This window comes from Microbacter sp. GSS18 (assembly GCA_029319145.1).
Classification (GTDB): domain Bacteria; phylum Actinomycetota; class Actinomycetes; order Actinomycetales; family Microbacteriaceae; genus Microbacterium.
In genome coordinates, this window is the sequence record CP119753.1 from 3,920,462 (window position 1) to 3,931,306 (window position 10,845).

Sequence of the window (10,845 nt, forward strand, 5' to 3'; positions counted from 1 at the left end):
GTCGATCAGTTCATCGGCGGAACGCGCAGCGGCTCGGTCTCGAAGCTCAGGCCGAGCAGGGCGGTGTAGTCGACGCCGTCCTTGACGACGTTGATGATGCCACCCGGCGCGCGCAGGGCCGTGATGTCGTCGAGCGGGTTCTGCTCCAGCACGACGAGATCGGCGACCGAACCGGCGGCGACGAGTCCGAGCTCGCCGGTGCGGTCGAACAGCTCGGCGGTCGCGAGCGTCGCCGTCTCGAGAGCCTCGTACGGCTTCATGCCGTGCTCGCAATACAGCTCGAACTCACGCGCCTGCTCACCGAACGGGGCCACGTGGTCGCCGCTGTCGGTGCCCATCGCGATCTTCACCCCCGCGTCGAGCGCGAACTGGAAGCCCGACCGGTGCCGCTCGACCACCGCGCGAGCCTTCGCGGCGAGCTCGGGCTTGACGCCGCCGACGTCGCCGGTGAACGCGTCGGTGATGGCGAGGGTCGGAACGAGCACCGTCCCGGTCTCGGCCATCTGCGCCGCCTCGGCCTCCTCGAGGAACGTGCCGTGCTCGATGCTGTCCACCCCGGCCTCGAGCGCCCGGCGCAGACCGGCGAGCCCCGTCGCGTGCGCTGCCACCTTGAGATCCATCGCGTGGGCTTCGTCGACGATGGCCTTGAGCTCCTCGACCGTGTAGTTCGGCCACGACGCCTTGTCGCCGGCCGACAGCAGACCGCCGCTCGCCATCACCTTGATGAAATCGGCGCCCTCGCGCGCGAGGATCCGCACCAGCTGGCGGCACTGATCGGGACCGTCGGCGGTGTCCCACTCCCATCGGGGGTGGTGCTTCGGGTAGAACAGGTCGCCATGGCCGTTGGTCATCGACACCCACCACGGGGTGACGAACAGGCGCGGGCCGGGAAGCAGGCCCTTCGCCGTGAAGTCGCGCAGCTCGGGCTCGCCGGCGCCGCGGATGCCCATGACGCGCAGCGTCGTGAACCCGGTCGTGAGGGCTCGAAGACCGTTGCGGATGCCGTGCAGCGCCATCTCCTGCACAGTGCGCTCGTTGAGGAACTGGCTCCACGGCCCGTAATGGCTCTCGTCGGCGTTGGTCGTCAAGTGCACGTGCGCGTCGGCAAGGCCCGGGATGACGTACTTGCCGGCGGCGTCGATCACCCGGGCGCCGACGGGGACCGGGGTGGACTCGCGCGGCCCCACGGCGGTGATCACCCCGTCTGCGGCCACGATCGTCTGGTCGGGCAGCATGTCGGGGCCGTGCCCCGGCCAGACATCCGCTCCTACGACTGCCAGCGTCTTCTCGCTCATCGGGTACCTCTCTGCGGGGTTGTACGCGGCTTCCAGTCTCGTGCGCGAGCCGTCGCGGGCGTTCGTCCGCTCGACGGAAATTCCGTGCCCGGTCCCCGCCCGCCGAAGGAGAGCCGCGTATTCGCGCGGGTGGATGTTTCGGCGCCGAAATGAGCCGTTAACAACATCAGCGGTGCGGGGAAACCGGGCGTGCGATGTTCCGCGGATGGGGCCTGATGCCCGTGCATCTGCGATTCGTAGGGTGATCGGACTGCCGGGCGACGGCGACGGCCGCGACGGCCGGTGAGACCACATCGAGCGATACGGAGGATGCCTGCATGGCACTCAAGTTCTGGGCGACCGCGCCCTTCTTCTACGGCGACATGGACCGCCCCTGGACGGGAGTCCTCAGCGACATGCTCGATCTCGCGCAGGCCGCCGAGGATCTCGGCTTCGAGGGCCTGTCGATGCCCGAGAACCACTTTCAGAACTACGTGACGAACCCCTCGTCGCTGACATTCTCGGCCGTCGTGGCCGCGCGCACGAAGCGGCTGAAGCTGCAGCCCGGCGTCATCGTCCTGCCGTACTACCACCCGCTGCTGATCGCCTCCGAGATCGGCCTGCTCGACGGGCTCGCGCCCGGTCGCGTCGACATCGGCATCGCCCGCGGCGGCAGCCGGCCCCAGTTCGACCGCATCGGCGTGCCGTACGACGAGGTGCGCGCGATCTACGAGGAGTCGCTGGACATCATGCTGCGGGCGTGGACCGAAGACGACCTGACCTATGACGGCAAGTACTACCAGTTCCCCGCGACCACGCTCGTGCCCAAGCCGACGACGAAGCCGCATCCGGCGCTGTGGGTCGCCGCGCAGAGCGTGGAGGGGGTCCGCAAGGTGGCCGAGGACGGACTGAACCTCCTCACGATGCCCAACTACGGCAACTTCGAGCCCCACGGCGATCTCGAGCTGCTGCTGCAGACCTACAACGACGCGGTGGCCACGAGCGGCAAGCCGCGCGGCGGCGTCATGGTCATGCGCCACGTGTGGCTGGGGCAGACCGAGGACCAGGCGAAGCAGTACTTCGACCGCATGGTCGACCACTGGAACCACTACCTGGCCTTCGTGAAGAACAGCGGGCCGACCGGCACCGCCGAGGGCCGTCTCACGCGGCGCGTGGACGACAAGGGCCGCAATTTCGTCACGGGCGGCAAGATCCACGCCGAGTCGAACTCGCCCTCGCCCGATGACCTCTACGAGAACTACAACGACCCGATCATGACCACGCCCGACCGCATGATCGAGCGCGTCAAGAGCTACGAGGCGCTCGGGGTGAACCGGCTCAGCGTGCACCAGGCGTGGGGCCAGCCGATCGGCGAGGTGATCAAGAACATGGAGTTCATGGCGCAGGAGGTCTTCCCCGCGTTCGCCGAGGAGCCGCAGCCCGCGCCGGTCTGAGTCCGCGCACACGAGAAGGCCCGTCCGCCGATGAACTCGGCGGACGGGCCCTCTGTCGATCCCGGGGTGATCGGTGTAGAGACGAATGCTGTCTCTCAGAGATGATGACGTCACGGACGGACCCCGCCTGCACAGGAAGGGCGGGGGTCCGGCCGTGCGTCAGCTCGCTGCGGCGTCGAGAGCGCGCAGGTGCCGGTACTTGCCCTTGTAGAACAGCAGCGGCTCGTCGGTGTGCCAGTCGGCGGGGCTCATGTCCTTGACGCGTCCGATGACGATGTAGTGGTCGCCGGCCTCGTGCTCGGCCCAGATCTCGCAGTCGAGCCACATCAGGGTGCCCGCGATGATCGGGTTGCCGCTCTCTGCGGCCGACCAGTCGATGCCGGCCCACTTGTCGGTGCCGCTGCGCGCGAACTGACTCGAAACGGTGTGCTGGCTCGTGGCGAGGACGTTCACGGCGAACGAGCCCGTCTCGCGGATGCGCGGGTACGTCGTGGAGGTCGTCATGACGCTGAACGACACCAGCGGCGGGTCGACCGACACGCTGTAGAACGACTGGCAGGTGAAGCCGATCGGACCGTCTGCCTCGACGCCGCTGATCACCGTGATGCCAGACGCGTAGTGGCTCAGCGTGTCGCGGAACACCCGCGCGTCGATCGCCGGGCTCTGCGCCACGTTCGGTTCTGCGTTGCTCATGAATCGCCTCCTCGTGCTCCGGTCACCGGCGGATGCCGGGAATCCCCGTGATGAACATTCAAGCCCGGAGCGCCCGCCAGGCACTTCCTCCAGGGGTGTCAGCTTTCGTTACGCAGATTCGCGGGAGAGAGGAATGGATCGCAGCTCAGGGGCGGGCAGGCGAAGCGGCGTCGTCGATCTCGACGACGACCTTGCCCACGAAGTCCTTCGCCGCGAAGAAGGCCTGCGCGGCCGGCAGATCGTCGAGCCCGAACACGCGCGCGACGCGCGGGGTCAGGCGCCCCTCTCCCGCGTAGCGGATGAGATTGACGAGGGCCTCGCGCCGGGCGACGACCTGGCCGATGACCGTCAGGTCGTTGTAGATGAGCGTGCGCAGGTCGATGCGAGCCGACCAGCCGGCGATGGCACCCGCCGTGACGTAGACGCCGCCGGTGACGAGGTGCTCAAGCCACGTCTGGGTCAGCTCCCCGCCGGTGACGTCGAGAACCGCGTCGACCGGAGGCAGGTCGCCCCAGACGTCTTCGGCATGCGCGCCGGGGCGGTCGATGACGTGATCGGCGCCCAGCGCCTCGACGCCGGCTCGCTTCGAGCTCCCGGCCACGGCGATCACGGTCGCGCCGCGCAGCTTCGCGAGTTCGACATTGGCGCTCCCCACGCCCCCCGACGCTCCGGTGACCAGCACGGTCCAGCCTTCGTCGACCCCCGCGCGCAGCTGCATCTCCTCGGCGGTCTGATAGGCGGTGGGCAGACACGCCAGTTCGGCGAACGTGAGATCGGATGCTGCCGGAACGGCGTTGTCGCGGGGAACCGTGACGTAATCTGCGAAGCATCCGTCGCGCTCTGCGGCGCCCATGAGGGCGATGAGCGAGGGCCCGCCGGCGAGGCCCGGGTGCCGCAGGAACGGATCCACCAGGACGACGTCACCGGGGGCGAGGTCGCCGACGCGTACGCCGACCTCCTCGACGATCCCGGCGCCGCCCGCACCCTGGATGCGCGGCCAGCGGTCGGGCTCGCCGGGTGTCCCTTCCTCGTGGTCGTACCAGTTCTCGCGGAAGGCGATGTCGGTGTTGTTGACCGCGGACGCCCGCAGGCGAATCAGCACCTCATCCGGTCCCACCAACGGCCGGCGCACGTCGGTGCGGTACTCCAGACGGTCGGGCCCGCCGTGCCCCGTGAGCACCACCGCCCGCATGTCGCGCGTCACTCCGCGGGAATCGCGGCGGCCAGCGGGCCGAGAACCGCGCGCCACTGCGTGATGGTGAGGTTCTCGAGCAGACCCGCCTGGACGTAGGGGTCGTTCGAGATCAGCTCCGCGGCGGCCGCGTGATCGTCGGCGGCGATGACGACGAGTCCGCCGTCGGGGTCGTCGGCGCCCCAGGGGCCGGCGAGCATCAGCGCCTTCGACTCGTCGAGGCCGGCGATGAAGGCGCGGTGGTCGGGGCGCAGACGCGCCTTCTCGGCCGCGGTGGCCTCGTCGGTGCGGTACGTGTAGCGGGCTGCGTAGGTAGGCATGCCGTGAAACCTAGCAACGGGCGACGCGGCGCAACGGCATCCGTAACGCCGCCGTCACATCCTCGTCGGCAGGGCGGAAGCGAGGCCTCCGAGTTCCGCTGCACAGCTGTGCTGCCGGGCCCTCGGGCCTTCCTATCGTGGGGGGACGATCCCGCAACCACGCGGATCCGAAAGGTTGGAAACAAACGATGGGACTCAAGTTCTGGGCCACGCTGCCCTTCTTCCGCGGTGACATGAGCCGCCCGTTCAGCGACATCGTCGCCGAGCAGCTCGACATCGCCCAGGCGGCCGAAGACCTCGGTTTCGAGGGCGTGATCGTGCCCGAGAACCACTTCCAGAACTATCTGACGAACCCGTCGTCGGTGGCGATCTCGTCGATCATCGCCGCCAAGACCAAGCGCCTGCGCATCCAGCCGAGCGTCATCGTGCTGCCCTACTACCACCCGCTGCTGGTCGCATCCGAGATCGGCCTGCTCGAGGCGCTGGCCCCGGGGCGCGTCAGCATCGGCGTCGCCCGTGGCGGCAGCCGCCTGCAGTTCGACCGCATCGGCGTGCCCTACGACGAGGCGCGCGGCCGCTACGAGGAGTCGCTCGAGATCATCCAGCGTGCCTGGGTCGAGGACGACCTCGCCTACGAGGGCAAGCACTTCTCCTTCCCCAAGACCACCGTCGTCTCGCGTTCCGAGAACCCGCTGTCCATCTGGGTCGCCGCCCAGAGCGTCGAGGGCATCACGAAGGTCGCGCAGGAGGGACACAACCTCCTCACGAGCCCGAACTGGGGCCACTTCGAGCCGCACGGCGACCTCGACACCCTCCTGGCGACCTACGAGAAGGCGGTCGCCGAGAGCGGCAAGCCTCGCGGCGAGGTCATGGTCATGCGTCACGTCTGGGTGGGCGACACCGAGGAAGAGGCGCTGCAGTACTTCGACAACATCGTCGACCACTCCAACCACTACATGACGATCGTCCAGGGCGGCGGCGAGAACCGGAACCGCAACACCCGCGAGCGTCTGACGCGTCGCGTCGACGGCGAGATGGCCGACTTCATCCACGGCGGCAAGATCGACGCGATCTCGGTGCCCCGTGAGCGCGAGGGTCTGTTCGAGCGGATGAACGACCCGATCATGACCACGCCCGACCGCATGATCGAGCGCTTCCGTCACTACGAGGACATCGGCGTGAACCACGTCGTCATGCACCAGGGCTGGGGCCAGCCGAACGACGCGATCCTCGCCAACATGGAGAAGCTCGCCACCGACGTGTTCCCCGCCTTCGCGGAGCAGCAGGTCGTCGGAGCCGGCGCTCGATGACGGGGCCGACCGAATCGCTCGAGGAGCGCATCGAGCGATTCGGCGACGCCCTCTCGCGCAGCGACGTCGACACCGCCAAGCGGTACGTCGCCGACGACCTCACGATCCTCTCGCTCAGTGACGGCCTGAAGACCTACGACCGCGCGTGGTGGGAGCAGATGGTGCCCACCTTCTCGCTGGGCGGCTTCGAACTCGTCCATGAGCACCTCGTCCGGCGCGACGAACAGGCCGTGCACTACCGGTACGCGCGGATGACCTCGACGGTTGCGGGCGCCGAGCGCACTGGGATGTTCTGCATCACCGACTACTGGCTGTCGCACCCCGAGAAGGGCTGGGTCGTGTGGCAACGGCTGTCGGTCCAGGTCGTCGACGCCCAGCGGCTTCCGGACGAGTTCTGACGCGTCCGAGACCCTTCCCCGTCGGCAGCGCGGCGCTCACCGCCCGCGCTGCCGGCGGCACCAATCGTCCACCCACGAAAACACCACCGCATCGGAGTGAAGCATGAGTCAGCATCTGGGCAACGCCTTCGACATCGACCTGGGCTCGATCGAGTACCCCTCGCTCGAGGACGGAAGCACGATCGGGGCCGGCCGTCACCTCATCGGCAACCTGTCCGACACCAGGATCGGGCTCTGGGAGGCCGAGCCGGGCCTCATCGGCGGTGTGACCAACGACGAGATCTTCGTCGTCCTCGAGGGACGCGCCGAAGTCACGTTCGACGACACCGGTGAGGTCATCCAGATCGGCCCCGGCGACATCGTCCGGCTCAAGGCCGGGCAGAGCAACCACTGGCGCACGTTCGAGCGCATCCGCAAGGTCGCCGTCAGCATCCCGGCCCAGGCCTGACCTCGCCGGGCCCACGCACGCAGAAGGAGCGCAGTTCATGCCGGAACAAGGCACGTCCACGACCCGCAGCGCCTACATCGTCACATCGCATCCAGACGGCGAGGCGCTGAGCGTCGGCATCGCCGAGCGGATCGCCGACTCCTTCCGCGAGGGCGGCGGGTCGGCCCGCATCACGAACCTCCCCGCGGAGGACTTCGCGCCGGCCTATGACACGCAGGACATCACGCTGTACCGCGACTTCATCGAGACCCACACGATCGGCGCGCCCGGTGACGCGGTCGGTCAGCAGGAGATCCTCGACGAGGCGACCGACCTCGTCTTCGTCTTCCCGGTCTACTGGTGGTCGATGCCCGCGCAGCTGAAGGGGTGGGTGGATCGCGTCTTCACCGGGGGGTGGGCGTGGGGCGCCAAGCGCCTCGGGCGCGACCGCACCTCCGTCTCGCACCTGACCGCCCATGTCGTGGCGATCACGGGCGCCGGCGAGGAGACCTTTTCGGAGGCCGGCTACGACTCGGCCATGCGCGTCCAGATCGAGGACGGCATCTTCCGGTACTGCGGATTCGGCTCGACGACGTGGTCCTGGATCTGGGATCCCGCTCGCGCAGAGGCCGCCGAGATCGACGCCGCCATCGCCGAGGCGATCGACCGCATCGACCGCGGCTGAGGCCGGCTCTCCTCTCCTCGCCCAGCACGAGGCCCCCGCGCTCCGCGCGGGGGCCTCTTCCGCTTTCTGCAGGAACGGACTCGGGAGATACCAGGGTTCCTGGTCATCTCGCGACACAGCGGCGTAACAAGCCCGACGCACTTTTCACTGATCGTAGATATCGCGTTACAAAGCTTCGCGTTCCAGGACCAAGAGCCCGGGCACCCGCCGTTTCTACGCTCAAGAGCGTGCTAACCCGGGCACACATCGTCGGCTCACCCGCCCTCGCGTCACCTCGTGACCCGGTCGCCGAAGCAGATAAAGGAGAAGCCCCATGACTGGTGGTTTGAAGGACACTCGCCGCGGCCGCGTGCGACGTGCTGCAGGATTCGCGCTGCTCAGCGGCGTGCTCGTCACCTCGCTGGTCGCCTGCGCCAGCGCGAACGGAACCGAGAACGCCGACGCCGAGCCGGCAGCCGACGCCGATGTCATCCAGGAGGCGTTCGACGCGCTTCCCGACGACATCAAGGAGTCGGGGGTTCTGAAGGCGGCCAGCTCGTTCGACTACGGCCCCTTCGCCTACCTCGAGGCCGACAGCGGCGACCGCGCCGGCTTCGACTACGACGCGGTCAACGCGATCGCCTCCCGCATCGGCCTCGAGGTCGAGTGGACGACGCTCGGCACCTTCGAGTCGCTGATTCCGGCTGCACAGTCCGGTCAGGCCGACGCGGTCGTCGACGGCATGGGCATCATCGAGGAGCGCCTGGGTGCGGTCTCGTTCGTGTACATGATGAACGCCGACAACGCCATCCTCGTCCAGGCCGGCAACCCGGCGAACGTCGACCCCGCCGACATGTGCGGCTCTCACCTGACGACCGCCCCGTCGGGACTGCAGGCGATCGTCTTCGAAGAGGAGAGCGCCAAGTGCGTAGCCGACGGCAAGGAGCCCATCGAGGTCTCGCTGCTGGCCGACACCGCCGCCGCCAGCGCCGGCGTCCTCGCCGGCCAGTTCGACGGACAGGGCTGGGGCACCGCGACCGGCAACTTCAGCGTCCGGGCGAACCCGGACTTCGAGGTCACCGACCCGATCCCCGGCTACGCCACGCCGAACGGCATCATCCTCCAGGACAGCGACCGCGGTGAGGCTATCGGCAACGCCTTCGTCATCGCCCTCCAGTCGATGATGGACGACGGCACGCTCCAGGAGATCGCCGACGCCAACACGATGGGGTCGGACGTCCCGACCCAGACCTTCTACGTGCGGACCCCCGACCAGCTCGAAGAGCTCCTCGCGTCGGACCCGGCTCTCCAGGACGGCTGATAACCCATGAGCAGTACAGACACCATCAACGAGCAGACGGCGCCCAGCCCCGGGACGTCCGCCCTGGTCCAGAGGCTGAAGAACGGCTTCGAACCGCGCAGGATCATCAAGAAGAAGCATCCGGGACGTCTCGTCGCCGCCGTGATCATCGGCGTCCTCGCCGTGTCGCTCCTTCAGACGGTGTTCACCTCGCCCGGCTTCGGCTGGCCGGTGGTCGCCGAGTACCTCTTCAGCCCGCGGATCCTCATGGGTGTCTGGACTACGCTCTGGCTCACTGCGGCGGTCATGCTGATCGGGGTCGTCGTCGGCCTGATCGTCGCGGTGATGGAGCGCTCTCCGAACCCGCTCCTTCGCGGAGCGGCCATCCTCTACGTGTGGGTGTTCCGCTCGGTGCCGACCCTGGTGCAGCTGCTGCTGTGGTTCAACCTGGCGCTGCTGTTCCCCCAGATCCAGATCGGCATCCCGTTCACCGACATCGTGTTCTGGTCGGCGAGCGCGAACGACTTCATGACCCCGATCGTCGCAGCGCTTCTCGGTCTCGCCCTCTCCGAGAGCGCGTACATGGCCGAGATCGTCCGCTCGGGACTGAACTCGGTCGACCGCGGGCAGCATGAGGCGGCCTGGGCCCTGGGCCTGGGGACACGCAAGACGTTCATGAAGGTCACGCTGCCCCAGGCCATCCGCACGATCATCCCGCCGACCGGCAACCAGGTGATCGGCATGCTGAAGTACACGTCGCTGGCCAGCGTCATCTCGGTGACCGAGCTGCTCTTCAGCGCTCAGCAGATCTCGGCGGTGAACTTCCAAGTGATCCCGCTGCTGCTGGTGGCGTCGATCTGGTACCTGGTCCTCGCCAGCGTCCTGCAGATGATCCAGGACCGCATCGAGAAGCGCTTCAGCCGGGGCATCGCCGACGCAAGCAAGCCGCGCCGTTCCGCCTCGAAGACGCCGAAGCCCGCAGCAACGAACAAGGAGGCCAGCGCATGAGCGAGGCGACCCCCGACGCGGCCGACGAGCCGATGGTCTACGTGCACAACATCACCAAGAGCTATCACTCGACGCCGGTGATCAAGGACATCTCGTTCGAGGTGGCGCGCGGCGAGGTGGTGAGCCTCATCGGTCCTTCCGGCGCCGGAAAATCGACGCTGCTGCGCTGCATCAACCACCTCGAGGTTCCGGACTCCGGCTACATCCTGGTCGACTCCGACCTGGTGGGCTACCGCGAGTCGGGCGACGACTTCGTCGAGGCCACCGACGCGCAGGCGGCACGCTCGCGGGCCACCGTCGGCATGGTGTTCCAGCGGTTCAACCTGTTCCAGCACCTGACGGCCACCGAGAACGTGACCCTGGCGCCGCGTGAGGTGCTGGGCATGTCGAAGGCCGAGTCGACCAAGCTCGCACACGAGCTGCTCGGCCGGGTCGGGCTGTCGCACCGCGTGAACAACTACCCCTCGCAGCTGTCGGGCGGCGAGCAGCAGCGCGTCGCCATCGCGCGGGCGCTCGCGATGAACCCCAAGGTGATGCTCTTCGATGAGGCGACGTCGGCACTGGACCCCGAGCTCGTGGGCGACGTACTCGCGGTCATCCAGGACCTGGCCGACGAGGGGATGACGATGATCATGGTCACTCACGAGATGGAGTTCGCCCGCGAGGTGTCCAGCCGAGTGCTGTTCCTCGCCGACGGCGGCATCGTCGAGGAGGGCACGCCCGAGCAGATCTTCGGCGACCCGCAGCACGAGCGCACCCGCTCGTTCCTCTCGCGAGTGCAGCGCGCGGCCTGATCGAGATGACC

General features: G+C 68.2%; 12 protein-coding genes. 8 read left to right on the plus strand and 4 right to left on the minus strand.

The annotated features are described in order from the left end of the window. Positions 1–5: 5 nt before the first annotated feature. Positions 6–1,295, minus strand: a complete 1,290-nt coding sequence (locus tag P0L94_18160) for an amidohydrolase family protein (GenBank protein WES64376.1) — start codon at positions 1,293–1,295, stop codon at positions 6–8. 317 nt (positions 1,296–1,612) lie between these two features. On the opposite strand from P0L94_18160, the gene P0L94_18165 reads away from it, so the two are divergent. After that, entirely contained in the window at positions 1,613–2,728 is a 1,116-nt protein-coding gene (locus tag P0L94_18165) for an LLM class flavin-dependent oxidoreductase (GenBank protein WES64377.1), read from the plus strand. A gap of 159 nt (positions 2,729–2,887) precedes the next feature. Here the strand turns inward: P0L94_18165 and P0L94_18170 are convergent, their stop codons facing one another. The 3 genes from P0L94_18170 to P0L94_18180 all read right to left on the minus strand — a co-directional run bounded on the left by P0L94_18170 (position 2,888) and on the right by P0L94_18180 (position 4,933). After that, positions 2,888–3,421, minus strand: a complete 534-nt coding sequence (locus P0L94_18170; GenBank protein ID WES64378.1) for a flavin reductase family protein — start codon at positions 3,419–3,421, stop codon at positions 2,888–2,890. Between the two features lie 145 nt (positions 3,422–3,566). Next, positions 3,567–4,625, minus strand: a complete 1,059-nt coding sequence (locus P0L94_18175) for a zinc-binding dehydrogenase (GenBank protein WES64379.1) — start codon at positions 4,623–4,625, stop codon at positions 3,567–3,569. Then, the gene (locus tag P0L94_18180; protein WES64380.1) at positions 4,622–4,933 is read right to left on the minus strand and encodes a YciI family protein; all 312 of its coding nucleotides are present in this window, start codon (positions 4,931–4,933) and stop codon (positions 4,622–4,624) included. Before P0L94_18180 ends, P0L94_18175 begins: the two co-directional genes overlap by 4 nt. Positions 4,934–5,121: 188 nt before the next feature. Here P0L94_18180 and P0L94_18185 point away from each other — a divergent pair, with 188 nt between their 5' ends. The 7 genes from P0L94_18185 (at position 5,122) to P0L94_18215 (ending at position 10,834) form a co-directional block, all read left to right on the plus strand. After that, positions 5,122–6,243, plus strand: a complete 1,122-nt coding sequence (locus tag P0L94_18185; GenBank protein WES64381.1) for an LLM class flavin-dependent oxidoreductase — start codon at positions 5,122–5,124, stop codon at positions 6,241–6,243. Continuing rightward, positions 6,240–6,641 carry a hypothetical protein gene (locus P0L94_18190; GenBank protein ID WES64382.1) on the plus strand — a complete coding sequence of 134 codons (402 nt, stop codon included), beginning with the start codon at positions 6,240–6,242 and terminating at the stop codon, positions 6,639–6,641. The genes P0L94_18185 and P0L94_18190 overlap by 4 nt, the downstream gene beginning before the upstream one ends. Positions 6,642–6,744: 103 nt before the next feature. Then, positions 6,745–7,089: a cupin domain-containing protein gene (locus P0L94_18195; protein WES64383.1), complete on the plus strand. Its 345-nt coding sequence runs from the start codon at positions 6,745–6,747 to the stop codon at positions 7,087–7,089. 37 nt (positions 7,090–7,126) lie between these two features. After that, positions 7,127–7,753 carry an NAD(P)H-dependent oxidoreductase gene (locus tag P0L94_18200; protein WES64384.1) on the plus strand — a complete coding sequence of 209 codons (627 nt, stop codon included), beginning with the start codon at positions 7,127–7,129 and terminating at the stop codon, positions 7,751–7,753. A 313-nt stretch (positions 7,754–8,066) separates the two neighbouring features. Next, positions 8,067–9,053, plus strand: coding sequence for a transporter substrate-binding domain-containing protein (locus tag P0L94_18205; protein ID WES64385.1), 987 nt, complete (start codon positions 8,067–8,069; stop codon positions 9,051–9,053). 6 nt (positions 9,054–9,059) lie between these two features. Beyond that, positions 9,060–10,040: an amino acid ABC transporter permease gene (locus P0L94_18210; protein WES64386.1), complete on the plus strand. Its 981-nt coding sequence runs from the start codon at positions 9,060–9,062 to the stop codon at positions 10,038–10,040. Then, positions 10,037–10,834 (plus strand): amino acid ABC transporter ATP-binding protein, encoded by a 798-nt coding sequence (locus tag P0L94_18215; protein WES64387.1) that lies wholly within the window; start codon positions 10,037–10,039, stop codon positions 10,832–10,834. The genes P0L94_18210 and P0L94_18215 overlap by 4 nt, the downstream gene beginning before the upstream one ends. The last annotated feature ends 11 nt before the right edge of the window (positions 10,835–10,845 follow it).

Coding starts and splice junctions, on each gene's coding strand:
- P0L94_18190 (WES64382.1), top strand. CDS start 6,240: ATGACGGGGCCGACCGAATCGCTCGAGGAGCGCATCGAGCGATTCGGC.
- P0L94_18185 (WES64381.1), top strand. CDS start 5,122: ATGGGACTCAAGTTCTGGGCCACGCTGCCCTTCTTCCGCGGTGACATG.
- P0L94_18165 (WES64377.1), top strand. CDS start 1,613: ATGGCACTCAAGTTCTGGGCGACCGCGCCCTTCTTCTACGGCGACATG.
- P0L94_18180 (WES64380.1), bottom strand. CDS start 4,933: ATGCCTACCTACGCAGCCCGCTACACGTACCGCACCGACGAGGCCACC.
- P0L94_18160 (WES64376.1), bottom strand. CDS start 1,295: ATGAGCGAGAAGACGCTGGCAGTCGTAGGAGCGGATGTCTGGCCGGGG.
- P0L94_18205 (WES64385.1), top strand. CDS start 8,067: ATGACTGGTGGTTTGAAGGACACTCGCCGCGGCCGCGTGCGACGTGCT.
- P0L94_18195 (WES64383.1), top strand. CDS start 6,745: ATGAGTCAGCATCTGGGCAACGCCTTCGACATCGACCTGGGCTCGATC.
- P0L94_18170 (WES64378.1), bottom strand. CDS start 3,421: ATGAGCAACGCAGAACCGAACGTGGCGCAGAGCCCGGCGATCGACGCG.
- P0L94_18200 (WES64384.1), top strand. CDS start 7,127: ATGCCGGAACAAGGCACGTCCACGACCCGCAGCGCCTACATCGTCACA.
- P0L94_18215 (WES64387.1), top strand. CDS start 10,037: ATGAGCGAGGCGACCCCCGACGCGGCCGACGAGCCGATGGTCTACGTG.
- P0L94_18210 (WES64386.1), top strand. CDS start 9,060: ATGAGCAGTACAGACACCATCAACGAGCAGACGGCGCCCAGCCCCGGG.